21 protein-coding genes are annotated in these 25,401 nt (G+C 61.1%); 11 read left to right on the top strand and 10 right to left on the bottom strand.

What is annotated here, in order from left to right:
• Positions 1-6: 6 nt before the first annotated feature.
• Complete coding sequence (locus ACXHXG_RS26040) at positions 7-780, bottom strand: DUF899 domain-containing protein (protein ID WP_457901222.1); 774 nt, start codon at positions 778-780, stop codon at positions 7-9.
• A gap of 122 nt (positions 781-902) precedes the next feature.
• On the opposite strand from ACXHXG_RS26040, the gene ACXHXG_RS26035 reads away from it, so the two are divergent.
• From ACXHXG_RS26035 to ACXHXG_RS26000, 8 genes are all read left to right on the top strand, one after another.
• Positions 903-2,123, top strand: a complete 1,221-nt coding sequence (locus ACXHXG_RS26035; protein WP_457901221.1) for a helix-turn-helix domain-containing protein — start codon at positions 903-905, stop codon at positions 2,121-2,123.
• A 9-nt stretch (positions 2,124-2,132) separates the two neighbouring features.
• Complete coding sequence (locus ACXHXG_RS26030) at positions 2,133-2,789, top strand: Vgb family protein (RefSeq protein ID WP_457901220.1); 657 nt, start codon at positions 2,133-2,135, stop codon at positions 2,787-2,789.
• A gap of 427 nt (positions 2,790-3,216) precedes the next feature.
• On the top strand, positions 3,217-3,462 hold the full coding sequence (locus ACXHXG_RS26025; protein ID WP_285169197.1) for a helix-turn-helix domain-containing protein: 246 nt from the start codon (positions 3,217-3,219) through the stop codon (positions 3,460-3,462).
• Positions 3,463-3,892: 430 nt separating this feature from the next.
• Positions 3,893-5,374 (top strand): ABC transporter substrate-binding protein, encoded by a 1,482-nt coding sequence (locus ACXHXG_RS26020; RefSeq protein ID WP_457901395.1) that lies wholly within the window; start codon positions 3,893-3,895, stop codon positions 5,372-5,374.
• A gap of 58 nt (positions 5,375-5,432) precedes the next feature.
• On the top strand, positions 5,433-6,374 hold the full coding sequence (locus ACXHXG_RS26015) for an ABC transporter permease (protein ID WP_283051552.1): 942 nt from the start codon (positions 5,433-5,435) through the stop codon (positions 6,372-6,374).
• On the top strand, positions 6,374-7,243 hold the full coding sequence (locus ACXHXG_RS26010) for an ABC transporter permease (protein WP_260304926.1): 870 nt from the start codon (positions 6,374-6,376) through the stop codon (positions 7,241-7,243). The genes ACXHXG_RS26015 and ACXHXG_RS26010 overlap by 1 nt, the downstream gene beginning before the upstream one ends.
• A gap of 3 nt (positions 7,244-7,246) precedes the next feature.
• The gene (locus ACXHXG_RS26005; RefSeq protein WP_457901219.1) at positions 7,247-8,449 is read left to right on the top strand and encodes an amidohydrolase/deacetylase family metallohydrolase; all 1,203 of its coding nucleotides are present in this window, start codon (positions 7,247-7,249) and stop codon (positions 8,447-8,449) included.
• Between the two features lie 42 nt (positions 8,450-8,491).
• The gene (locus ACXHXG_RS26000; protein ID WP_260304928.1) at positions 8,492-8,989 is read left to right on the top strand and encodes a RidA family protein; all 498 of its coding nucleotides are present in this window, start codon (positions 8,492-8,494) and stop codon (positions 8,987-8,989) included.
• Positions 8,990-9,004: 15 nt separating this feature from the next.
• Here the strand turns inward: ACXHXG_RS26000 and ACXHXG_RS25995 are convergent, their stop codons facing one another.
• Entirely contained in the window at positions 9,005-9,844 is an 840-nt protein-coding gene (locus ACXHXG_RS25995; RefSeq protein ID WP_104826476.1) for an IclR family transcriptional regulator, read from the bottom strand.
• A gap of 109 nt (positions 9,845-9,953) precedes the next feature.
• Here ACXHXG_RS25995 and ACXHXG_RS25990 point away from each other — a divergent pair, with 109 nt between their 5' ends.
• The 3 genes from ACXHXG_RS25990 (at position 9,954) to ACXHXG_RS25980 (ending at position 14,049) form a co-directional block, all read left to right on the top strand.
• Complete coding sequence (locus ACXHXG_RS25990) at positions 9,954-11,153, top strand: aminotransferase class V-fold PLP-dependent enzyme (RefSeq protein WP_457901218.1); 1,200 nt, start codon at positions 9,954-9,956, stop codon at positions 11,151-11,153.
• A 22-nt stretch (positions 11,154-11,175) separates the two neighbouring features.
• Complete coding sequence (locus ACXHXG_RS25985; RefSeq protein ID WP_457901394.1) at positions 11,176-13,011, top strand: ABC transporter ATP-binding protein; 1,836 nt, start codon at positions 11,176-11,178, stop codon at positions 13,009-13,011.
• A gap of 117 nt (positions 13,012-13,128) precedes the next feature.
• Complete coding sequence (locus ACXHXG_RS25980; RefSeq protein WP_457901217.1) at positions 13,129-14,049, top strand: alpha/beta hydrolase; 921 nt, start codon at positions 13,129-13,131, stop codon at positions 14,047-14,049.
• Here ACXHXG_RS25980 and ACXHXG_RS25975 read toward each other — a convergent pair whose 3' ends face one another.
• The 8 genes from ACXHXG_RS25975 to ACXHXG_RS25940 all read right to left on the bottom strand — a co-directional run bounded on the left by ACXHXG_RS25975 (position 14,050) and on the right by ACXHXG_RS25940 (position 25,400).
• Positions 14,050-16,053, bottom strand: a complete 2,004-nt coding sequence (locus ACXHXG_RS25975; protein WP_457901216.1) for a CocE/NonD family hydrolase — start codon at positions 16,051-16,053, stop codon at positions 14,050-14,052.
• A gap of 65 nt (positions 16,054-16,118) precedes the next feature.
• Entirely contained in the window at positions 16,119-17,750 is a 1,632-nt protein-coding gene (locus ACXHXG_RS25970) for an ABC transporter ATP-binding protein (RefSeq protein ID WP_457901215.1), read from the bottom strand.
• Positions 17,743-18,570 (bottom strand): ABC transporter permease, encoded by an 828-nt coding sequence (locus ACXHXG_RS25965; RefSeq protein ID WP_260304934.1) that lies wholly within the window; start codon positions 18,568-18,570, stop codon positions 17,743-17,745. Before ACXHXG_RS25965 ends, ACXHXG_RS25970 begins: the two co-directional genes overlap by 8 nt.
• Positions 18,567-19,574 (bottom strand): ABC transporter permease, encoded by a 1,008-nt coding sequence (locus tag ACXHXG_RS25960; RefSeq protein ID WP_457901214.1) that lies wholly within the window; start codon positions 19,572-19,574, stop codon positions 18,567-18,569. Before ACXHXG_RS25960 ends, ACXHXG_RS25965 begins: the two co-directional genes overlap by 4 nt.
• Positions 19,575-19,671: 97 nt before the next feature.
• The gene (locus ACXHXG_RS25955; protein WP_457901213.1) at positions 19,672-21,261 is read right to left on the bottom strand and encodes an ABC transporter substrate-binding protein; all 1,590 of its coding nucleotides are present in this window, start codon (positions 21,259-21,261) and stop codon (positions 19,672-19,674) included.
• 127 nt (positions 21,262-21,388) lie between these two features.
• A complete protein-coding gene (locus ACXHXG_RS25950; RefSeq protein WP_457901212.1) occupies positions 21,389-22,171 on the bottom strand; it encodes a carnitinyl-CoA dehydratase in 783 nt (260 codons plus the stop codon).
• 6 nt (positions 22,172-22,177) lie between these two features.
• The gene (locus ACXHXG_RS25945; protein ID WP_457901211.1) at positions 22,178-24,235 is read right to left on the bottom strand and encodes an acetate--CoA ligase family protein; all 2,058 of its coding nucleotides are present in this window, start codon (positions 24,233-24,235) and stop codon (positions 22,178-22,180) included.
• A gap of 4 nt (positions 24,236-24,239) precedes the next feature.
• Positions 24,240-25,400 carry an acyl-CoA dehydrogenase family protein gene (locus tag ACXHXG_RS25940; protein ID WP_457901210.1) on the bottom strand — a complete coding sequence of 387 codons (1,161 nt, stop codon included), beginning with the start codon at positions 25,398-25,400 and terminating at the stop codon, positions 24,240-24,242.
• Between the last annotated feature and the right edge of the window lies 1 nt (position 25,401).

The raw sequence follows: 25,401 nt of genomic DNA, 5'->3' as shown, positions 1-25,401 counted from the left end.
GACACGTCAGCTCCGACCGTACTGGTCATGATGGCGCCACCAGATCCCATTCTCGTTGCGTCCCTTGGGGGCACGATCGAGCCACTGGTACATGCCCCAGAGGCCATCCAGCCCGCGCGCGTAGCTGGAATAGGTGTGGTAAACGACGCCGTCATCGAGCGCGAAGGCGCTGAGGCCCGGCCTTTCGCGCGTAAATGTGGCAGCGTCGGTTCCGGTCATGGCCGCCATTTGCGAGACCGGTTTCTCGCTGCCGCGCTCCTGCCGAGGTTGAGGTGAAGGCGCCTCGCGTCTGAAATTATATTCAATGCCGCCCTCGCGCTGCTGGTCCTCGGTGAAGCAGACGCTGAAATCGCCATTGAAATCGCTGCCGAACGAGGACGCCCAGGGGAAGGTCCACCCCATTCGCTGCTTGAATGCCTGCAGCTTTGCAAGCGGTGCGCGCGATATCGCCGAGAAGGCGACATCGTGGTTTTCGAGATGGACGACGAAGCCGTTGAATCCATCCGCGATCGAAGAGCAGGATGGGCAGCCGGCCGTATAGTCGGGACCGAACATGAAGTGGTAGACGAGGAGCTGCGAGCGTCCCTTAAAGAGATCAATGAGCGAGGCGCTGCCATTCTCCGTCTCGAAACGATAGTCCTTGTCGATCCGTACCCAGGGGAGGGCTTGCCGACGCACCGCCAATTCGTCGCTTCGCCGCGTCAGCTCCTTCTCCTCCGCGAGCAGGTCCAACCTTGCAGCCAGCCATTCTTTGCGTGTCGCTGTCATATGTGCGGTCATCATTTTTCTCCCTTGGCTATCTGCCGCCGTATCATTCAAGATGCGACGTGCTGTTTGGTGGTCGTGAGTAAACTACGCCCGGCTATCGAAGTGATGGGAGTTACAAGTTTGACGGGATTTCGATGGACTCGATGATCACCGCTGCGGCCTATGCGCTTGCGGCGGGCGATCCTCTCGGCGCGTTGAAGCGAGTTGCCCTGCGCGATGATGCGCCGGCGCTCGCGCTGAGGGGCATCGCAATGGCGCAACTCGGTGATCTCGGCCGCGCAAAGGTGCTCCTCAAGAATGCGGCGCGCGCCTTCGGGCCAAAGGAGGGCATGGCCCGCGCCCGGTGTGTCGTCGCCGAAGCGGAGATCGCACTCGTCTCGCGCGACCTTACCTGGCCCGCCAGGGCGCTTGCCGCGGCGCGGGCGACCCTTGAGGCACATGGCGACTGCGTGAATGCCGCCCATGCCCGCAATCTCGAAGTCCGGCGCCTGCTATTGATCGGCCATCTCGATGAGGCCGAGCGCGTGCTCGCCGAGCTTGACCCGACACCGCTTCCTCCCGCCTCGAGGGCGGCTTACGAGCTGGTCGTTGCCGGCATCGCCATTCGCCGCCTGCAGACGAAGGCAGCGCGTGCAGCACTTACGCGGGCAGGGCAGGCCGCAAGTGCAGCGGATATTCCTGCGCTGACGGCGGAGGTCGAAAGCGCCTCGCTCGTGCTGAACACGGCTGCGGCGCGCCTGATCCTGCGTGGCGAGGAGCGCCCGCTCCTGCTTGAAGAGGTGGAAACGCTTCTGGAGTCGGGGACGCTGGTGGTGGACGCATGTCGTAACGTCGTCCGGAATGCAGGGGCGGTGGTTTCGCTTGCGACGCGCCCGATCTTGTTCGCGCTTGCACGCGCGTTGGGCGAAGCCTGGCCCGCAGATGTGCCGAGGAGCACACTTCTCACCCGCGCCTTTCGGGCCAAACATGCCGATGAATCGCATCGCGCTCGGCTGCGTGTCGAAATAGGGCGGCTTCGCGCCGAGCTTCGGACGCTGGCGGATGTTCGGGCTACGAAACGTGGCTTTACATTGGCGCCGCGCCGCGCAAGCGAAGTCGCCGTGCTGGCGCCGCCCGTCGAAGAGCAGCATGCGGCGCTGCTCGCCTTTCTTGCCGACGGCGAGTCCTGGTCGAGCTCCGCGCTGGCGATTGCGCTTGGAGCGAGCCCGCGCACGGTGCAGCGGGCGCTCGAACAGCTTGCGGAAGCAGGTAAGGTACAGTCGCTAGGTCTTGGGAGGGCACGCCGCTGGATGACCCCGCCCGTGCTCGGATTCCCGACAATCTTGTTACTCCCCGGTCCTCTGCCGAACGAATAGGATGACAGCATGAAACGATCTCAAGCCGAAATTCTTCGTGAATATGGACCTTTTCCCGGTGCCGACCGCGTGAACGGCGTTACCTTCGACGGCCAGCACGTCTGGTTTGCCTCCGGAGACAGGTTGAACGCCTTCGACCCGGCAAAGGGGGAGGAGGTGCTGCATTCGATCGAGGTCGCCTCTCATGCGGGAACGGCCTTCGACGGTCAGCATCTGTTTCAGATCGCGGAGAATATCATCCAGAAAATCGATCCGAAGACCGGTCGCGTGCTCGCCACGATCCCGGCGCCCGGCAATGGCGGCGACTCCGGGCTCGCATGGGCCGAGGGGACGCTCTGGGTTGGGCAGCATCGCGGCCGGAAGATCCATCAAATCGATCCGCAAACGGGGGCAATCCTCCGCACCATCGAGTCCAACCGCGTCGTTACCGGGGTCACCTGGGTCGACGGCGAACTCTGGCACGGCACCTGGGAAGGTGACGAGAGCGATGTGAGGCGGATCGATCCCGAAACGGGAAAGGTCCTGGAAAGGCTCGACATGCCGGCTGGAGTGGGCGTGTCGGGACTGGAGTCCGATGGCGGCGATCAGTTCTTCTGCGGCGGTGGCGGCAGCGGGAAGGTGAGAGCTGTCCGCCGGCCAAGCCGCGCGCCCAAGGCCAAAGGCTAGCTGCCCTCAAGACTGTTTAGCGAATGCCGAGCAGATGTTTCACGTCAGCGAATCGAGGGTGGATGTTGTTCGAAAAGGCAAGCCATCCGGGCGGCTTTGCGCATCAATTCGTTTTCCCGTCCCTCCATATTCACAGATTTTCCGGGAACGATAAGCCGGCGCCGGCCTCTCCATTGCCGTTACTGCGCGCTCCATGAGCGGTGAAAAATCCGTTAACTATCCGTTGCTTGGTCATCGTTCGTCAGATGTCATCCGTGGACGCATGACCAGCGTCTGCGCGCGGCCATAGGCCTGACCGGCGCTGCGCGACGATTTTTGCTTGTTCATATTACATTGCTGAAATAAAAGGTTATCGGCGCGTTAACAGACGCCTGTCCCAAGACTCAAAAAAGACTTCGCAAGAATCTATGTAGAGAAGGAGACGATAATGTCCATTTCACTCAATAATTTCAATGAGGTTCCACCACAAGCCGTGCATGCGGACGATGTCGCGGCGCGTGTGAAGGCAGCCCGTGAAACCGTGGGCTACAGCATTGAAGATCTGGCGGTGACCTGTGGTCTCGCCAATGAGGAAATCATAGGCATCGAAGATGGCGCAGATATTGATCCGGCTAAACTGAAGCGGATCGCCACTGCACTTCAGCTTCCGCCGTCAGCGTTCCTGGCGGTTTAATTTTGAAAGAATCTGGTCGGCCTTGCCCCCAGCAAGAGCCGACCAGCGGGGGGCATTAATCTTCCCATTGGCGAGCACTCCGGTGGTGACGTGTTCCCCCATAGCGTATTGCTCTTCTTTATCCCTTACGATTGATGGCTTTCGCCTCCGCCGCATGGCCGAGGTTCGTAGCGCCTGCGCGCCTTGGGTTTTCCAACAAAGATGATGCTATCGAGATCTCGGTGATGAGCAGCACCGATCGATGTCGGCGTCACTCGCTCCCGGCCACGGCTTCAATCACGCATTCCAATGTTCCGGGCTATATTGACATCACCTGTCCCACCGCTATCATTCCATTATAAAATTTAATGTTCCGTAATAACGGAATAAACAAGGGGATGATATCGTGCGAAGCAAATTTGCCTTTCTGCTGGGAGCAGCTCTTCTCATCATGCCATCGGCGCTTCTGGCGCAAGAAAAGGGCGGCGTGATCAATGTCGCGACAATTGGTGAGCCGCCGACATTGGATCCGATGGTTTCGACGGCCGATCTGGTCGGCATCGTTTCGCAGCATATTTTCGAAACGCTTTTTACCTTCGACAAGAATTGGAAGGTAACGCCGCTTCTGGCCGAGAGCATGCCCGACATCAGCGCTGACGGCAAAACCTATACGATCAAGCTTCGCACCGGCATCAAGTTCCACGACAACAGCGAGATGACATCAGAAGATGTCGTTGCCTCGCTCAATCGCTGGACCAAGATTGCCTCACGCGGCAAGCAGACCGCGGCTATGATCGACAGCATCTCGGCGGTCGATCCCTCGACGGTCAAGATCGTGCTGAAGCAACCCTATGCGCCGCTTCTCTCCCTGCTCGCCTTCAACAATTCGGCCGCGATCATCATTCCGGCCAAGCATCAAGAAGACCCGATGACCACCTTCATCGGCACCGGTCCCTATATGCTGAAAGAGCGCAAGGCTGACCAATATATTCAGTTGGTGCGCTTCGATGGTTATAAGTCCCGCAGCGGCGAGGCCGATGGTTATGGCGGCGCCCGGCATCAATATCTTGATGAAATCCGTTTCGTCCCCGTTCCCGACGCCAATACCCGCGTCGAGGCGGCGGTTGCCGGTCAATATGATTATGTCGACTCGCTGCCGGTCGAGTCCTTCGACCGCCTGAAAGGCTCGTCAGCATCCGCGCCGGTCATGCTGAAGCCCTTCGGCTATCCGGTCTTCGTCTTCAACACGGCGAACGGCATCACCAAGAATATCGATATCCGCAAAGCGGTACGCACAGCGCTCAGCATGGAGGACATGCTGGCCGCTGCCTTCGGCAGCACTGATTTCTATGCGCTCGATGCCGCATTTTATCCAAAGTCCTACGCCTGGAACACGGATGCCGGCACGGATGGCGCCTATAATGTCGCCGATCCCGAGGCCGCCGGTGCCCTCTTGAAGAAGGCGGGCTATAACGGCGAGCCGCTGCGTATCCTCACTAGCCGTCAATACGAATTCCATTACAAGATGGCGCAGGTTGCCGCCGAATATCTGAAGCAGGCCGGCTTCAAGGTCGATTTGCAGGTTGTCGATTGGGCAACGCTAACGCAGCGCCGTGCCGATCCGAAATTGTGGGATATCTATATCTCCCACAGCCCCTTTCTGCCCGAGCCGGCTTTGATGGGGCAGATGTCGACGAGTGCGCCCGGCTGGTGGGACACGCCGGCCCGAAAGGTCGCGGTCGATGCGTTCAATTCCGCCGTTGATCCTGACAAGCGCGTGGCGCTGTGGGCTGATGTCCAAAAGGTAATGTACGACGAAGTACCGCTGATCAAGATTGGCGACTTTAATGCGCTGGCTGCCAAATCGCAGAAGCTCGAAGGGGTCGAGGCTGCGCCCTGGCCGTATTTCTGGAACGCGTCGGTCAAGAAGTAGCAGCCCATAGGCTCGTCATTCCGGCCGCGATGGAAGCGGCCGGAGGATCGGACAAGACATGATACGCTATATCCTCCAGCGCCTTTTCGGCATGATCGTCGTGATGTTCCTCGTGGTCACGATCGTCTTCGTGATCGTGCGCGTCACTCCCGGCGATCCGGCCGCGGTCATGCTCGGCCCGGATGCGACGGCGCAGGACATTGCGAGCCTCAGAACGAGGCTCGGCCTCGATCAGCCGCTAGCCCTGCAATACCTCTATTACTTCGGTCAGCTTCTGCGGGGCGATCTCGGTCAGTCGATCTTTTTGAACGAGCCGGTGACCTCGGCGCTGGTCGAGCGCGCCGAGCCCACCTTCTTTCTGACGGTATTTTCGCTGGTCATCGCCAGCATCATCGCCCTGCCGATCGGCATCTATTCCGCCTATCGCCGCGGCTCGCTGTTTGATCAGGCGGCGACGGCGCTTGCCATGCTGGCGGCCAGTATTCCGAGTTTCTGGCTCGGCCTGATCCTCATTCAGTCCTTCGCCGTTCGCCACGGTATCTTTCCCGTCTCCGGATATGGCGGACCGGGTTCGTCATTCGTGGACCGGATGTATCACCTGGCACTGCCCTCGATCGTGCTCGGCGTCGTCTCCTCGGCGCTGATCCTGCGCTTCACCCGCGCCTCGATGCTGGACGTGCTCGGTGACGACTATATCCGCACCGCCCGCGCCAAGGGGCTTATCGAGCGCAAGGTCATCCTGAAGCATGCGCTGAAAAACGCGCTGATCCCGATCCTCACCGTCATCGGGTTGACCGCGGCGGTGCTCATTTCCGGCGCGGTGGTGACCGAGACCATCTTCAGCCTGCCGGGCATTGGTAATCTCGTGGTGTCGGCCGTGCTCCGACGCGACTATCCGGTGATCCAGGGCGCACTGCTCGTCATTGCCGGGCTTTACGTCCTGATCAATTTTGCGATCGATATGCTCTATCTGCTGGTTGATCCGAGGGTGCGCTACTGATGGCCGCGATTTCAGACACAAGCGCCGGCGCCGAGCGCCGCAAATTCGCCAGACGTCTCTTCAAGCGCAAAACCGTCGTCTTCGGTGTCGCCGTGCTGACGATATTCGTGCTGCTCGCCGTCTTCGCGCCGTTGATTGCGCCCTATGCGCCAGGCAAGCTGTCCATCGTTAACCGGCTGAAGCCGCCAAGCTTCATCCACCTCTTCGGAACCGATGAGTTCGGCCGCGATGTCTTCACCCGCACCATCTATGCCGGCCGTCTGTCATTGCTGGTCGGTGGCGCGGTCGTCGCGCTGGCTGCGGTGATCGGCGTTACGCTCGGCCTGCTCGCCGGCTTTTTCAAGCAATTGGATACGCCGATCGCCCGGCTGGTCGATGCGATGATGGCATTTCCCGATATCCTGCTGGCGATCGCGCTGGTCGCGGCCCTCGGGCCGTCGCTGACGACGGTCATCATCGCGCTCAGCATCGTCTACGCGCCGCGGCTGGCGCGTATCGTCCGCGCCTCGACGCTGGTTATCCGCGAACTGCCCTATGTGGAGGCGGCGCGCGCGCTCGGCGTCTCGACCCTGCATATCATGACACGACATGTGCTCAGAAACCTGCTGTCGCCGATCCTGGTGCAGGGCACCTTCCTGTTTGCCAACGCCATGCTCGCCGAAGCCGGCCTTTCCTTCCTCGGCCTTGGCGTGAGCCCGGATATTCCGACCTGGGGAACGATGATCGCCGCCGGCCGGCAATATCTCGATCAGGCCGATTGGATGACGCTCTTCCCGGGTTTTGCCATCATTCTCTCCGTCCTGTCGTTGCAGATGGTCGGCGACGGATTGCGCGACATTCTCGATCCCAGACTTCGAAAGGACTTGTAGCCCATGTCTTCCGGATATGAACCGAAGCGGCCATTGCTGATCGCCAACGTCAAGCCGATGGCTTTCGGGCAGGCGACGTCAGGCGGCGTCACTGACGTGCTGGTCGGCGCGGATGGGCGTATCGCCGAGGTTGGACCATCGCTTGCCGTCTCGGCCGATGTCGAAAGGATCGATGGCAAGGGTGCCTGGATGTCGCCGGGCTGGATCGACCTGCACGTCCATATATGGCATGGCGGGACCGACATTTCCCTCCGCCCCTCGGAATGCGGCGTCGAACGCGGCGTGACGACCTTGGTTGACGCCGGCTCGGCGGGTGAAGCGAATTTCCATGGCTTCCGTGAATATATCATCGAGCCGGCGCGCGAACGCATCAAGGCGTTTCTCAATCTCGGTTCGATCGGTCTCGTCGCCTGCAATCGCGTCAGCGAATTGATAGACATCCGCTCGATCGATTTCGACCGCATGCTGCAGGTCTATGCCGACAACAGCGAGCATATTGTCGGCATCAAGGTGCGCGCGAGCCATGTGATTACTGGCTCCTGGGGCATCACGCCCGTCAAGCTCGGTAAGAAGATCGCCAAGATACTGAAGATCCCGATGATGGTGCATGTCGGCGAGCCGCCGGCGCTCTATGACGAGGTGCTGGAGATCCTCGGACCCGGCGATATCATTACGCATTGCTTCAACGGCAAGGCCGGCGGCAGCCTCATAGAGGACGAGGATCTCTTCAATCTCGCCGAACGTTGCGCCAGCGAAGGTGTCCGCCTCGATATCGGCCATGGCGGCGCGTCTTTCTCCTTCCGCGTCGCCGAGGCCGCCATCCAGCGCGGGCTTCTGCCGTTCTCGATCTCCACCGATCTGCATAACCGGTCGTTGAATTCCCCGGTCTGGGATCTCGCGACGACGATGTCGAAGCTGCTGTCGGTCGGCATGCCCTTCGAGAAGGTGATCGAAGCGGTCACGCATGCACCGGCCTCGGCCATCAAGCTGCCGCTTATCGATCGGATCGCGGTCGGGGAGCGGGCCGAATTCACGATCTTCGACCTTGTGGAGTCCGATATCGAGGCGGTGGATTCGATGGGGGATGCCGCCGTGCTGAAACGGCTTTTCGAACCGCGCTACGCAGTCATCGGCGCTGACGCCTTTGCCGCGAGCCGCTACATCCCGCGGGCGCGAAAAATGACGCCCCATGGCCACTGCCATTAATAGCTGAGTTCCGAATTTAATGATTGTACGACAGGAGTTTGCGTGAACCAGTCTTCCGCCACCGCCGAGAGCGCACAGGGTTCGCCCTATGAACGTCTCTCCACCCTCGGCATCGTGCTGCCGCCGCCGCCGCCGCCGATCGCCAACTTCGTGACGCATGTTTGCGAGGGCAACATGCTCTATCTGTCTGGCCAGGGGCCGCGCGAGGCCGACGGCACTCTGCATTTCGGCAAGGTCGGCGCTGAGGTCGGCATCGAACAGGCCTACGCCGATGCGCGGCTGACCGGCATCAATCTTCTGGCCGTTATGCAGGATGCGCTTGGCGATCTCAAGCGCGTCAAGCGCGTGGTGAAGCTTTTGGGCATGGTCAACGCCACGCCCGATTTCGCCGATCATCCCAGCGTCATCAACGGCTGTTCCGACCTCTTCATCGAGGTTTTCGGAGCGGCCGGCCAACATGCACGCTCGGCTGTCGGCTTCGGCTCGTTGCCGGGCAATATCACTGTCGAGATCGAAGCGATCGTGGCTTTGCACGGCTGAGGAAGGGACAGAACGTCAATGGCCACGCCAACCCATCAATCTCTCGATCTTTTCCGCCGAGCTTCGAACCTGTGCGACGTAGTGACCTTCGTCGGAAAAGGCTTTCTGCTCCGGCAGAACGATGGAGATGGTGGCGACGCACTGGCCATCGCGGTCGCATACGGGCGAAGCAATGCAGGCCACGGCATAGTCGGATTCTCCGGCCTGGATCGACAGACGGGCTTCCAGCGCTTTCGCCGCAGCCGTCGACAGCGTCACCGGGTCGACATCGGCGCGGCCGGTCGGAGAGGTGCGTGCACAGTGCCGGAAAAGCGCGATGCGCTCTTCCTCCGGCAGATGACCGACGAGCAGGCGGCCGGACGCCGTCCAATTGAGCGGCACCCGTGTGCCGACGCGCGAGGCGACTTGGAAGTGGCTTGGACCATCGGCCATGGCGAGAACGAGCATATGGTCGCCGTCGCGGCCGCAGACCTGAACGGTTTCGCCGGCCTGCCGGCAGAGATCGTGCATTTCATGGGTGGCAACGCTCATGAAATCGAGCGATCGGGCATAGGCGAGGCCGTAGTGGTAAAGACGGGAGCCGAGCCAGATCGTGCCATCGGCATTGCGGCTAAGCAGGTTCTTCTCAACGAGGTCGTCGACGATGACGTAGACGGTCGAGAGCGGTGCGCCGATCGCCTTGGCGACCGCGTAGACACCGCAAGACGTGCCGGTTTCGTAGAGGTGATCGATGACCTGCAGCGCCCGGTCGATGCCGCTGACGCGCGAGCGCCGCGCTCCCTTGACGGCGGCAGCGTCGTTTTCATTGGCCGTCTCGCTTTCGGAGTAGCCGATGGGTGATGTCTTTGCGTCCAAAAACCGAACTCCCGTTCAAATCGGTGGTTTGTTACATAATTATGGCATAGCTGTCGATGGTCCGGTACTGCAAGCGCCGCCCCGCCAGCAAAAAAATCTGGAGGTTCTCATGCCGAATGAAGACATTCGTCCGTCCGTCGGACTTCGCCCCGTCATCAATGTCTCGGGCACGATGACGAGCCTCGGGGCATCGATCGTTGTTCCCCAGGGGATTGCGGCAATGGGCTCCATTCTGCCGCAGTTCGTGGAGATCAACGACCTGCAGCGCAAGGCGAGTGCGGTCATCGGGCGGCTGACCGGCGGCGAAGCGGGATTCGTTACGGCCTCCTGCTCAGCAGGCATCAGCCTGGCAGTCGCCGCCGCCATCACCGGCAACGACCTCGCCGCGATCGAGCGTCTTCCCGACGTTCGCGGCGACAAGAACGAAATCATCGTTCAGATGGGGCATGTGGTGAGCTATGGCGCCCCGATCGATCAGGCGGTGCGGCTTTCGGGTGGCAAGGTCGTGCTGATCGGCCAGGCGACCTCGACCTACCGGCATCATCTGGAAGGTGCGATCACGGAGAAGACGGCGGCCGCCCTTTATGTCGTTTCGCATCATGTCGTTGACTACGGGATGTTGAGCCTCAAGGAATTCTGCGAGATCGCCCATGCCAAGGGCGTGCCAGTCATCGTCGATGCGGCTTCCGAATATGATCTGCGCATCTTCCTGGAGCAGGGCGCGGATCTTGTTCTTTATTCCGGCCACAAATTCCTGGGCGGCCCGACCTCGGGCATCGTCGCGGGACGCAAGGACATGGTGCGCAACACCTTCCTGCAGAACCTTGGCATCGGCCGTGGTATGAAGGTTGGCAAGGAAAGCATCTTCGGCGTCATGGCGGCGCTCGAAGCCTGGGAGACGCGCGACCATGCCGGCATACGCGAGCGCGAGACCGGCTATCTCCATCTCTGGCACGACCGCTTCGACGGCCGTCCCGGCGTTAAGGCGGTGATCGAGCCCGACCCGACCAACAATCCGCTCGACCGCCTGCGTCTCACCATCGATGCGCGCGAGGCCCACATCACCGCCTGGGACCTCGCCGACGCCTTGGCCCGGGGAACCCCGCCGATTATCGTTCGCGACCACGAAGTCGAGCACAATTATTTCTACCTCGATCCCTGCAATCTGCATCCCGGCGAGGAGACAATCGTGGCCGCCCGTATCGGCGAAGAACTCGACAGGGCGCAAGCCTCAAACGAGATCATCGCAACCTCACTCGAAGATCGCAGCCGCCGCCGTTTCGACGGCCTGTTGCGCTGGCCGGATTGAGACGGTGAATAAGGGGACGATGATGGCCGGCAGCGACGCCCAGACTTCACAGCTCACCGAGCCAGTGCTCTCGGTGGAGGGAATGACGACCTCCTTCCTGGTGGAGGGGACTTGGAAGCCGGTGGTGCGTGACGTGTCTTTCACCGTGGCGCCAGGCGAAACCGTGGCGATCGTCGGGGAATCCGGCTCCGGCAAAAGCGTCACGTCGCTGTCGATCATGCGGCTGCTGCAGCAGGATATGAGCCGGATCACCGGCCGCATCACGCTCGGCGGCAGGGACATTCTGGCGCTGTCGGAAGCGGAGATGCGCAAAGTCCGCGGCAAGGATGTCGCGATGATCTTCCAGGAGCCGATGACCAGCCTCAATCCGCTCTTCACCATCGGCGACCAGATTTCCGAGGCGCTGCTCTGCCACGGCGAGATGTCCAGTGCTGAAGCGAAGGCCGAGACGATCCGCCTTCTGGAGCGCGTGCGCATTCCATCGGCCGCCTCGCGCTTCGACGAATATCCGCACCGCTTCTCCGGCGGCATGCGCCAGCGCGTGATGATCGCCATGGCGCTCGCCTCGCGCCCGAAGCTGCTGATTGCCGACGAGCCGACCACGGCGCTCGATGTCACCATTCAGGGCCAGATTCTCGACCTCATCAAGATGCTGCAGGAAGAGCAGGGAACATCCGTTCTGTTCATCACCCACGACATGGGCGTGGTCGCTGAGATCGCCGACCGAACTATCGTCATGTATCGCGGCGAGCAGGTCGAGACGGGCGCGACCAGCGAGGTCTTCTTCCACGCCAAGCATCCCTACACGCGGGCGCTGCTTTCGGCTGTCCCCGTGCTCGGATCCATGAAGGGGCGCGAGCGACCCCTGCGGTTTCCGGTACTCAACAGCGAGACCGGTCAGGCTGAGCCATTGACGGAGGTGGCCGATACCGTCTCGGCGGCGCAGCGGCCGGTGCTGGAGGTGAAAAACCTCTGCAAACGGTTCGACATTCATTCCGGTCTTTTCGGGCGGCTACAGGGCAGGGTGCATGCCGTCGAAAACGTCTCCTTCGATCTGCAAGCCGGCGAGACGCTGTCGCTGGTCGGTGAATCCGGTTGTGGCAAGTCGACAACGGGCCGCGCCATCATGCGCTTGATCGAGCCGCAGAGCGGCTCGGTGCTTGTCGACGGCGAGGAGATGCTGGCTCTTGATCGCAAGGGTCTGCGCGATATGCGCCGCAAGGTGCAGATGATCTTCCAGGACCCCTTTGCCAGCCTCAATCCGCGCATGACGATCGGCGCCGCCGTCGCCGAACCCTATCTCGAACACAAGATGGGAACGGCGAAAGAGGCACGCGACAAGGTCGCCGACCTTCTGGTGAAGGTCGGGCTCTCGCCGGACATGGCGACGCGCTATCCGCACGAGTTTTCCGGCGGGCAGCGTCAGCGCATCTGCATCGCCCGCGCGCTCACCCTCGATCCCAAAGTGATCATCGCGGACGAGAGCGTTTCCGCCCTCGACGTTTCGATCAAGGCACAGGTCATCAACCTGCTGCTCGACCTGCAGCAAAGCCTGAACCTCGCCTTCCTGTTTATTTCGCATGACATGGCCGTTGTGGAGCGCGTCAGCCACCGCGTCGCGGTAATGTATCTCGGCGAAATCGTCGAGATCGGGCCGCGCCAGGCGGTGTTCGAGAACCCGCAGCACCCCTATACAAAGAAGCTGATGTCGGCGGTGCCCGTTCCCGATCCGGCTCGGCGGAGACTGAAGCATGGCATTGCCGCCGACGAGTTGAAAAGCCCGATCCGGCCTCCGGACCACAAGATGCAGCCGCTAAGATATGTGGAAATCTCGCCCGGCCATCAGGTTGCCCTCTGACGGCCGGAGCTTTTGTGCCCGTGTCGCCGTCGCAGCGTTGCAGGCCGTGCCTGGACATACCATTTAGCCGCCGGTGATGTTATCGTTGCACGACGAGCCTTATCTTGAGGATATTCCATGGATTCTTCCCTGCAACCCCGACCGACAGAGGCGGGCATTCTGCAATTCATGGAGATCTGCGATTCCTTCTATCCGCCTGATGCGGTGACGGCGTCCATCGAGCAGCAGCGGCAGTGGTATGACGCACTTTGCAGCCGCTTCGATCGCCCGCTGCCTGACGGCATGCGCACGCAGGATGAGGCAGTGATGGGGAGAATCCCGGTCAGGCGTTATCAGCCGCAGACGATCCGAACCCCGGCATGCCTGCTCTACCTTCATGGCGGCGGCTTCGTGGTCGGTTCCCTGCAAAGCCACCATGCGATTTGCGCTGAGATCGCCGACCATGTCGGGGCCGAGCTGGTGTCGGTCGATTATCGCCTTGCGCCCGAGCATCGCTGGCCGGCGCAGACGGATGATTGTTTTCTTGTTCTCAAGCAGTTGCTTGCCGAAGGAAAGACCGTCCTGCTGATCGGCGATAGCGCCGGCGGTAATCTGGCGGCGGGGCTCGCCGTTCGAGCTAAGGGTGAGCGGCTCTCCGGCATTGTCGGGCAGATATTGATCTATCCGGCGCTCGGCGGGGATCTTGTTTCCGGTTCCTATGAGGAGATGGCGAATGCGCCGGGGCTGACGACCGCCGATGTCGGCTATTATCGCGGCGTGTTGCAGGCACCCGCCGGCGATCCGGTCGCCGAGCCTCTTGCCTCATCGTCATTCGCCGGCCTTCCACCAGCCTTCATAACGGTCGCGTATTTCGATCCGTTGCGGGACGATGGCCGCAATTATGCGGCAAGGCTTGCCGCGGCGGGTGTCGAGGTCTGGTTTCGCGAGGAGCCGCAGATGGTGCATACCTGGCTGCGTGCCCGGCATATGAGCGATGGCGCGAGCGCCGGTTTTCGCGCCATATGCGAGGCAGTGAGCCGTTTTGCGGGATCGAACTGATCACATCAGATCGCGCGGAATTCGCTTTTCCTCGAAAATTTTTTCGAAAATTTGCGTATTGCCTTCAAAGGCGATGACGGACGCACGGATGATCCATTCGGCTGCCGTGCAAGAAATCGTCGCCGTCGCCACCGTGCGGACATACCATCCCGGCCGCCGCATGTCGCATGTCCAGATCGAGGTTCCACTCATCGACAGCGGATCGTCCGGCGCGATAGACCAGACCTCTTCGCGGAGCTGGCGCGTCGAAAGACCTGTGCCCGGATGTTCGAAGAGGCCGGTATCCTCCCGGATTTCATAGAGGGTCTTGTTGGCGGAGAGATCGCGCACGACCTGACGCTTCGTCGAGGCCGGGGCATGTTCGATATATTTCGGCAGCGGATCGGGATTGTCCGGCTGCTTGATGTCGATGGCTTCATGTTCGCCGAGCTTTGGCAGGCCGAAACCAATGGAGGCGATGTCGATCGTCAGACCCGGATTTTCCGGCGGCGGCAGGATCATTGGCCAGTATGCGGTGGAGAGCGAAAGAGCGATGCGGTGGCCTTTGCGGAAGCGATAACCGCAGGCATCCAGCGTTAGCCTGATGGTGGTGCGTTCGCCCTTCTTCAGGGGCTGCGGTTCGGCATTGCCCTCTCGATGAGCAAGATTGAGCACGCCGAAAGAGACGCGTGTCGCTGTGCCGTCCGGGTGGAGATCGATGAGCCTGGCGCAAAGATTGGCCGTTTCGGCATCGCAGCGTAGCGACAGAGTGACGACCGGACGGCCGAGATAGTCATGATCGACGGCCAGCGGCGTGGTCTGGAAGGTCAGCGAACCGGCGTCATCGAGGCGCTGGTCGATCGCCATTTCGGCATCCGGTTTCAGCGTGAAATATTCGCCCGAAGTCGTCCCTGTATCGAGGGGCGAGCGCAGATAGACGGCATGTTCCGGCGCATGCGGGATCGGCATGCCTTCCATCAGCGTGCCGAACTGTTCGACATAGAAGCATTGCATCTCCGGCTTTTGCCAATCCTGCTTGGCGATCCAGAAGCCGGGGTCGAAATCACGGCGCGGCGCAGGCCTTACAGCATCAAGAATATAGGCGCGCACCTGCGGCACGCCCTCTACACCATTTTTGTCGCCGCGCAGCCAGCGGTTCCACCAGGCGATCGCCTCGCCGTGGAAATCGGCGCGGGGCTTCGGCCAGGCAAAATGGGGATATTTATGAACCCACGGACCGATCAGCGCTTTCGCCCTATCGCCGAGACCTTCGACGGCCATCAGCGGCGTGTTGCGATAGCCATCCGCCCAACCGGCAATGACAAGGGCGGGGATTTCGACATCGGCGAAATTCTCGCAGATCGAGCCGTGCCGCCAGAAATCGTCGCGGCGCTGATGCTGGAGCCATCCCTCCATGAAGAAAGGCTCATTCTCCAGGCGTTGCAGCCACATATCCCGCCAGCGGTCGCCAACGATCTCCGGGTCGGGAGAGCGGGACTGATAACCGAGCATGGTGGTAGCCCAGGAGAGCTGCGCCGAGAGATGGCAGCCATTCTTGTAGTGGATATCGTCGTTATAGCGGTCGACCGTGGAGGCGATCGATATCACCGCCTTGAGCGCGGGCGGGCGCCGCGCCGCGACCTGCAAGCTGTTAAACCCGCCCCAGGAAATGCCCATCATGCCGACGGAGCCATTCGACCAGGGCTGCGCTGCGATCCAGGCGATCAGTTCGCAGGCATTGGCGAGTTCGAGCTCCGTATATTCGCCGTCGATAACGCCATCGGATTCGCCGGAGCCGCGAATATCGACGCGAACACCGGCGATGCCGGCTGCGGCAAACATCGGGTAGGTCGATTCATCGCGGGGGCTCGTTCCATCGCGCTTGCGGTAAGGCAGGAATTCGAACACGGTCGGCACCGGATCGCTTTCCGCACCGTCCGGCATCCAGATACGCGCCGCAAGACGCGTTCCGTCCTTCAGCGTGATCCAATGGTTTTCGATCGTGGTAAAGCTGCGGTCGGTCATGGCAGGCTCATTCCGATATTGCTGGAGCGATGATTTTAAAGCCGCGGGGAGCGAACGTCATGCTATCAATTTCCCGCGCTTTCCATCTTTCTCGTCGTCAGGACACGCTCCAGCCAACCGATCTCCATTTCGGGCACCGATTTCAACAGCAGATCCGTATAGTCGTCGAAAGGCGGCGAAAGCACCTTCGATTTCGGCCCGAAGCGCACGAGCTTGCCGCGATGCATGACCGCGACACTATCGGCGATGGCACGCACGATGGCGATATCGTGGGTGATGAAGATGTAGGAAAGCTGAGATTCCTCTTGCAGCCGCATCAGCAGTTTCAGGATGCCTTCGGCAACAAGCGGATCGAGCGCCGAGGTGGGCTCGTCGCAGAGGATGAGTTCCGGCTTGGCCGCCAGGGCACGCGCAATCGCGACACGCTGTTTCTGGCCTCCGGAAAGCTCGGCCGGATAACGGTCGATGAAACCATTGCCCATCTCGATCTCTTCGAGCAGCTCTTTCACCCGCGCCGTCTTTGCCGCGCCCCGCAGGCCATAATAGAAGGTGAGGGGACGGCCGATGATGTCGCGCACCGTCTGGCGGGGATTCATGGCCGTATCGGCCATCTGGTAGATCAGTTGAATGCGCCGCAGCTCGTTGCGTGAGCGGTTTCTGAGGGCTGGAGTCAGCGGCTTCTTATCGAAAGAAATCCCGCCATCGCTTGGCGGCAGCAGTCCGGTGATGACACGGGCAAGCGTCGATTTACCGGAGCCGGATTCACCGACAATGGCAAGCGTCTGACCTTTTGGTACATGTAGAGAAACATCGTGCAGCACCTTGAAACCGTTCGAATATTGCGCGCTGACGTGTTCGACTTTCAAAAGCGTGTCGGATTGATCGACCGCCTCCTCGCGTGCGGTCTGGCGAACGTTGACGAGCGCGCGGGTATAGTCTTCCCGCGGCGCCTCGATGATCTGCTGCACGGGCCCGTATTCCACCTTTTTGCCGTGCCGCAATACCATGATGTCGTCGGAGATCTGCGCGACGACGGCAAGGTCATGGGTGATGTAAAGGGCTGCCGTATGGGTCTCCTCGATGGCGTGCTTGATCGCCGCCAGAACGTCGATCTGCGTCGTCACGTCGAGTGCGGTCGTCGGCTCGTCGAAGACGATCAGCTCGGGATTGGAGCAGAGCGCCATCGCCGTCATCGCGCGTTGAAGCTGGCCGCCCGAGACCTGGTGCGGAAAACGATCGCCGAAGGTCTCCGGGTTGGGCAGGCCGAGGACCCGGAAGAGGTAAAGCGCGCGCTTCCTCGCCTCGTCTTTCGTCATCAAGCCATGCTTGACGGAGGCTTCGATCACCTGTTCGCCAAGCTTGTGGGCCGGATTGAAGGCAGCCGCAGCCGATTGCGCGACGTAGCAGACGCGTGCCCCGCGAATCCTGCGAATGCCCGATTTTCCGAGCGGAAGAATATCGACGCCGTCGAGCAGCACTGCGCCGCCGGTGATCTCCGCGCCGCCGCGGCCATAGGCGAGCGCCGAGAGGCCGATGGTGGATTTGCCGGCGCCGGACTCGCCGATGAGGCCGAGCACCTTGCCCTTCTGTAGGTCAAAGGAGACGCCGTCGACGATTGTGACCCGCTTCGGCGGCTCGCCGGGCGGATAACTGGTCGCTTGGATCTTGAGATCGCGAACGGAAAGAAGCTCAGGCATCGCCACGTCCTCCCTTGAGGCTGGAGGTGCGCTTCAAGAGCCAGTCGACCACCAGATTGACACAGACTGCGAGCGCCGCAATCGCGGAGCCCGGCACGAGAGCGGCGGAAATGCCGAAGATGATGCCGTCCTTATTGTCCTTGACCATGCCGCCCCAATCGGCCGACGGCGGCTGTATGCCGAGCCCGAGGAATGACAGCGTCGACAGGAACAGGATCGAAAAGGCAAAACGCAGGCCGAACTCCGCCAGCAATGGCGAGAGCGTGTTCGGCAGGATTTCACGGAAGATGATCCAGACCTTGCCTTCGCCGCGCAGTTTGGCGGCTTCCACGAACTCCATGACCGCGACGTCCAGCGCGACGGCGCGGCCGAGGCGATAGACGCGCGTGGAATCGAGGATCGCCATGACGAGGATGAGCACGGCGAGATTCTGCGGCAGCACGGCCAGCACCACCAGCGCGAAGATCAAGGTCGGGATGGACATCATCAAATCGTTGAAACGCGAAAATACGGTGTCGATCAATCCGCGCGAGACAGCGGCGGTGAAGCTGAGGATGATGCCGAGCGAAAACGAGATGATCGTCGCGGCGAGTGCCACGAACAGCGTGGTGCGGGCGCCGTAGATCAGCCGCGAAAGGATATCGCGGCCGAGATTGTCGAGACCGAAGAAATACTGCGCGTCGGCTGGCTGCCAGACGTTGCCGACGACTTCGGTTTCGCCATAGGGTGCGATCAGGGGTGCAAAGATCGCGCAGATGAAAGCCAGCAGAATGCCGATGATGCCGACCCAGGCGGTGATGGGGATGTCTCTCAATCTCATCGTGGATGCCTCAGGCGCGGGTTGGCGACGATCGCCAGGATATCGGCAACCATGTTGAGCAGGATGTAGACGGCGGCGAAGATCAGGCCGCAGGCCTGGACCACCGGCATGTCGCGCACGGTGACGGCATCGACCATGTACTGGCCCATGCCGGGATAGACGAAGACGACTTCCACCACCACGACACCGACGATGAGATAGGCAAGGTTCAGCGCCACGACGTTGATGATCGGCGCCAGCGCATTGGGGGCGGCATGTTTGACGATCGCGCGGAAGGCGCTGAGGCCCTTCAATTCCGCCGTTTCCATGTAGGCGGAGGACATCACCGAGAGGATCGCGGCCCGCGTCATGCGCATCATATGGGCGAGGACGACGAGCACCAGCGTCGCCGTCGGCAAGGCGATAGCCTTCAATCGGTCGATAAAGCTCATGCCGTCATAGACGGTCGCCGGAAAGGTCGCGATCCCGAATTTCACGGTGAAAAACAGAATGAGCAGATAACCGATGAAAAATTCCGGCAATGAAATCGCCGCCAGTGAGATCACGTTGATGATCTTGTCGGGCAGACGGTTTCGGAAATGCACGGCCAGCATGCCGAGCCCGACGGCGAGTGGCACCGAGATGAGCGCAGCGCAGGCCGCAAGGAAAAGCGAATTGCCGAGACGTTTGCCGATTTGTTCGCTGACGGAGTTCTTGCTAGCCCAGGATGTACCGAAATCGCCCTGCACAGCGTTGCCGAGCCATTCGACGTAGCGGGTGGTCACAGGCCGATTGAGGCCGAGTTCGGTGCGGATATTGGCGACGGCCTGCGGCGTTGCCGACTGGCCGAGATAGGTGGTCGCGAAATCGCCCGGCAAGGCTTCGAGGCCGCCGAAGATCAGGACCGAGACCGCGAAAAGCAGCACGAGGCTGAGCAGGAAACGCTCGATGATGAGGGAAAGCAGCGGGAAGCGCTGCTTGAACCGCAATCCGGGCAGCACTGTGCTGGGTTGTAGATTGGACATGACTGATGCCTCGCGCTGAAACGTCTGGAGGACCGCGAAGGTTTTCCGCGATCCCGGTTCCGTTAGAGATAAGGGCGTTTCCGCCCTGCTTCGGGCATCAGGTCTCCAACCAGACGCGGGTCGCGACGTAGCCGTTCGACATATCGTTGCCGATGTCGTGGACATAGCCCTTCACCTGCTTGGTGGAGGCGTTCACGAAGTCGTTGAACATCGGCAGAATGACGCCGCCCTCGTCGCGGACCATCATCGCCATGCTGCGATAAAGCTCCTTGCGCTTGGCTTCGTCGAGTTCGGAGCGGGCTTCCAGGAGAAGCTTGTCGAAGTCCGGACGCTTGAAGCGGGTGTCGTTCCAGTCCGCCGTCGAGAGATAGGCAGTGGAATACATCTGATCCTGCGTCGGGCGGCCGCCCCAATAGGAGGTGGAGAAGGGCTGGACGTTCCAGACGTTGGTCCAGTAGCCGTCGCCCGGCTCGCGCTTGACCTCGATGTTGATGCCGGCCTTCTTGCAGCTTTCCTGATAGAGGACCGCGGCGTCGACGGCGCCCGGGAAGGCGACTTCCGAGGTGCGCAGCAGCACGGAGCCGCTGTGGCCGGACTTCTTGTAGTGGAAGGCGGCCTTGTCGGGATCGTAGGTGCGCTGCTCGATGCCTTCGGGGAAGAGAGCGTAGGTGCTATTGATCGGGAAGTCGTTGCCGACCTTGCCGTAGCCGCCGAGGATCTTCTTCACCATGGTTTCGCGGTCCATGGCATATTTCAGCGCCAGGCGAAGGTCGTTATTGTCGAACGGCGCGGTGCTGCAATGCATGATGAACACGTAATGCCCGCGGCCGGCGGTCGACAGGATTTCGACATTGGGCGCGCGCTTCAACAGGTCCACGGTCTTTGGATCGACGCGATTGATGTAGTGCACCTGACCGGACGACAGCGCGGCGATACGTGCCGTCGCATCGTTCATGCCGATGATTTCGATCGAGTCGACATAACCGCGATCAGTACGCCAATCGTCCTTGTTCTTCTCGAACGTTGCGCGCACGCCCGGCTCGAAACTGACGAGCTTGTAAGGACCCGTGCCGATCGAGGCGAGGGGATCGTCATTGCCGCCATTCGGCTGGATGACGAGATGGTAGTCAGAGAGCAGCAACGGCATGTCGGCGTTGCCTTCGGTCAGCGTCAGGACGAGATTGTCGCCGTCGGCCTTGATCTCCTTGATCGATTTCATGACGCCGAGCGCGCCTGATTCCGACTTGCTGTCGGTGTGGCGCTTGAGGGTGGCGACGACGTCGTCGATGGTTAGCTCCTTGCCATTGTGGAACTTGACGCCCTTGCGGATCTTGAAGGTCCAGGTGGCAGCGTCCTTCGACGGCTCCCAGGATTCGGCAAGTGCCGGCACGGCGGCACCGGTCAGGGGATGAGATTCCACTAGCATGTCGCCCCAGCAACGGCCGACACAGAACATGAACTGTGACAGGAATTTTGCCGGGTCCTTGGAATCGGTTGCGGCACCGCCTTCGAGGCCGAGTTTCAGATGGCCACCGCGTTTTGGTTCGGCTGCCATCGCGCTTTCGGTGAAAAGCTGATCGGCAAGTGCCAATGTCATGCCGGCCGCCATGGCGCGCCCCATGAATTCGCGACGGCTGAGACCGCCGGAGGTCACACGGCTTGCCAAGTGTTTTGTGTAATCTTTCATTCCCCTGTTCCTTCTTCTTGATGCGTTGATAGAACTTTCGGGCAAAGCTTCGGATGCGGTTTCCTCTCCGCCGGAAGCTCGATTGCCCGCGATCATGCGGGAAAATAATGCGGTTGTCGCCGCCTTCTCACTTTCCTTTCCAGATTGGGCTTCGCTTCTCCGCGAATGCCCTTGCGCCTTCCAACTGATCCTCGCTCGAATAGAGGGCATCGACGGTCGCAAACTGCCGTTTGGTGATCTTGTTCATGGCAGTCTGAAACGTCGTTCCCTCCGCTTCGCGGACAATTTCCTTGATGGCTGCGTAGACGAGCGGCGGGCCGCTTTCGAGAAGCCGGGCAAGTTCCCAGGCTCGGTTCATCAATTGATCCGCAGCGACGATCTCATTGACGAAGCCCCAACGATGAGCCTCGACAACGTCAAGCCAGCGACCGGTCAGGAGCATGTCCATCGCGATATGATAGGGGATGCGCTTCGGCAATTTGATCGATGCAGCGTCTGCGACGGTCCCCGAGCGGATTTCCGGAAGGGCGAAGATCGCGTGTTCGGCGGCGATGATCAGATCGGTGGAAAGGGCAATCTCCAGGCCGCCGCCGCAACAGATGCCATTGACGGCGCAAATCACCGGCTTGTTGAGATCGCGAAGCTCCTGCAGACCCCCGAAACCGCCGACGCCATAGTCGCCGTCGACCGCATCGCCGGCGGCAGCCGCCTTCAAATCCCAGCCGGCCGAAAAGAACTTCTCGCCGGCACCGGAAATGATCGCCACGCGCAGATCGGGGTCGTCACGGAAATCGCGGAAGATCAGCCCCATCTCGCGGCTTGTCGCAAGGTCGATGGCGTTCGCCTTCGGTCGGTCGATGATGACCTCCAAGATACCGTTGTCGCGCCTTGTGCCAATGGGGCTGTGCAACTTCCGCTAGCTCCTTCGCCGGATGAGGGCATCCGCGGCAATGACGCCACGATTTTCAGGCAGAACCATCAATGGATTAATGTCCAGTTCTTCCAGTCGTGCGGCGTTTTTTACGACATATTCTGCCGCTGATAAGACGGCGTCGGCAACTGCATCGAGACTGCTCTTCGCCCCGCCACGATAGCCTTCGATCAACTTCCTGACCTTCAGCCGCGATATGGCGTCCAACACGTCTGTCTTCGTCACGGGAAGGGCTAAAATAACGGAGTCTTCAAGCAATTCCACTAGGATTCCACCCGCGCCGATCGTCAATGCCAATCCGACGACGGGATCGCGCACGGCGCCGACGATCAACTCGGCGACGGGGCGCTCGACCATCCGTTCGACGAGGTATCCGGAGGCGATCGGAACCATCCGCTGCGCCGCTCTTTGCACCGCCTCCACATCCCAGAGGTTGAGTGCGACGGCTCCGACCTCGGACTTGTGTTCGACGCCCAACGCCTTCAGGGCAACAGGAAAGCCGATACGGCGCGCCTGTTCTGCGGCCTCGCTCGGATTGGATGCCGTTTCGCCTAAGGGAATGGCGAGACCGGCGGCGGACAACTCCGCTTTGGCCGCCGCCTCGCTCAAGGTTTCGATCTCGCCTGCGATCACGGGAATATCGAGCAGCGGTAGCGGGGATTGAGCACGCCAGGCCATTCCGATCCGGCTTGCCACTTCCGCCGCCGTGATGGCTTCGCTAATGCCGCAGAGAGGCACTATGCCATCCCGCATTAGCTGCAAGGCAATCGTTTCCGGCATGTTTTCCGGCAGCGTCGCCAGGATGCCAGCGCGGGCGCCAGTGCGTTTTGCCGCGGCGGCAACAGCGGCAACCGTCGTCATCCAGTCCGCTGCATCGCAACGATCGTCGCGCGGAAAATCGAGGACGATCAGATTGAGCGCGTAGTCGCCTTCGAACATGGCGGTGAAGGCCTCCGATTGGCGTGAAAGATCGCCCCAAACGAAGGTGTGGTAGTCGAGCGGATTGGAGAGCGTCACCATCTCGCCGAGGCTGTGCCGCAAGGCCGGCAATTGCTCCGGTTTCAGAGCGCGAAAATCCACCGCCCGGCCAGTCGCTGCATCGGCCATTAGCGAGGCCTCCCCGCCGGAACAGCTCATCGAAGAGATCGCATTGCTTTGCAGTGGGCCAGTCACGTGCAGCAGTTTCAGCGTTTCGACGAGTTCCGGCAGGGTCGCGACCCGGCCGATGCCGAGGCGACCGAGAACCGCATCGGCAACGGCATCGCTGCCGGCCAGGGATGCCGTATGCGAAACGGCGGCGCGCTGCGCCTGTTCGGATTTGCCGACCTTCAGAGCGATGACGGGTTTGCGCAATTCCCTCGCACGCACGGCAAGTTTTTGAAGGGTCTGGACGTTGCCGAACCCCTCGATATGCAGGCCGATCGCCGTAACGCGAGGATCTTCCAGGACGGCGAGGGCGAGATCGCACAATCCGATCTGCGCCTGGTTGCCTGCCGTCATCAGATAGCTGATGGGGAGGCCACGCCTTTGCATGGAGAGATTGATGGCGATGTTCGAGGATTGGGTGAGAATGGCAACACCGCGTTCGACACGCACCATTCCGTGCTGATCGGGCCAGAGCAGGGCGCCATCGAGACCGTTGATCACGCCATAACAATTCGGCCCGACGATCGGCATGTCGCCGGCCGCATCGACCAAGGCCTCCTGCAAAGTGGCACCATCGGCCAGTTCGGCGACGGCTTCGCTGAAGCCGGAGGCGTAGCAGACGGCGCCGCCGGCGCCTCTGGCTGAAAGCGCGCGCACGATATCGATAGTCAGCATCCGGTTAACACCGACGAAGGCGGCATCCGGTGCGGCGGGCAGGTCTTCCACCGATCGATAACAGCGGCGCCCAAGTACGTTATCGAGCGTCGGATGCACCGGCCAGATGTCCCCGGCAAAACCCATGCGATCGCATTGTTCGATGACCCGGCGCGCCTCACGGCCGCCGAAGACGGCGATCGTTTGCGGTCTGATCAGGCGATCGAGCGGGCGTTGCGTCATCCGATCACGCTCCGAATGGCCGCAGCAGATCGCGGCTGATGATGTGACGCTGAATTTCCGAGGTTCCGTCCCAGATGCGTTCGACGCGCGCATCGCGCCAGAAACGGGCAAGCGGCAGGTCGTCCATCAAGCCCATGCCGCCGAAAATCTGGATCGCCTCGTCGGTGACGCGGGCAAGCATTTCGGAGGCGTAGAGCTTGGCGGACGCAATCTCGCGATTGGCCGGGATGCCGGCATCCAGTTTCCACGCGGCGGATAGTGTCAGCAGGTCGGCGGCGTCGATCTCCGTGATCATGTCGGCAAGCTTGAACGACACGCCCTGATTGGCGCCTATCGGTTTGCCGAATTGTTTCCGCTCCGCCGCATAGGGCAGCGCCAGATCGAAAACGCGCCTGGCCCGCCCGACACAGCTCGCGGCGACCGTCAGACGCGTCCCGTGAAGCCACTCATTGGCAATATCGAAGCCGCGATGTACCCCACCCAGCACTTGGGATTTAGGCAGACGGCAATCCGTGAAGCTCAGTATGACGTTGTGATAGCCGCGATGGGAAACTGAATCGTAGCCCTTGAGGATCTCGAACCCCGGCGTGCCGCGATCGACCAGGAAAGCGGTGATCTTCTTCTTCACGCCCCTCGGCGTTTCCTCTTCGCCGGTTGCGGCAAAGACGATGACGAAATCGGCGATGTCTGCGTGCGAGATGAAATGTTTGGTGCCGTTCAGAACGAAATCGTCGCCATCCTGCCGGGCTGCGCATTTCATGCCGCGCATGTCGGAGCCGGCGTCGGGTTCGGTGATGGCGAGCGCGTCAATCTTCTCGCCACGCACGGCCGGCAGAAGATAGCGTTCGCGCTGCTCGCCCTCGCAGGCCATCAGAATTCCGGAAGGGCGGCCGAAGAAGACGGTGAGTCCCATCGAGCCCCGACCCAGCTCGCGCTCGACAAGGGTGAAGGTGACGTGATCAAGCCCGGCGCCACCGATTTCCTCGGGGAAATTGCAGGCATAGAAGCCGAGCTCGATGCATTTGCGCCGGATCTCGTCGCCAAGCTCAGGCGGCACGAGGCCGGTGCGCTCGACCTCGTTCTCATGCGGATAAATCTCCGTCTCCACGAAGTCGCGGACCGTCTGGACGATCATCTCCTGCTCTTCGTTGAGCCCGAAATTCATG

Source organism: Rhizobium sp. LEGMi-198b (genome assembly GCF_054114205.1).
The sequence above is the reverse complement of the archived record's forward strand: the minus strand, read 5'-3'. Positions and strand labels throughout refer to the sequence as shown.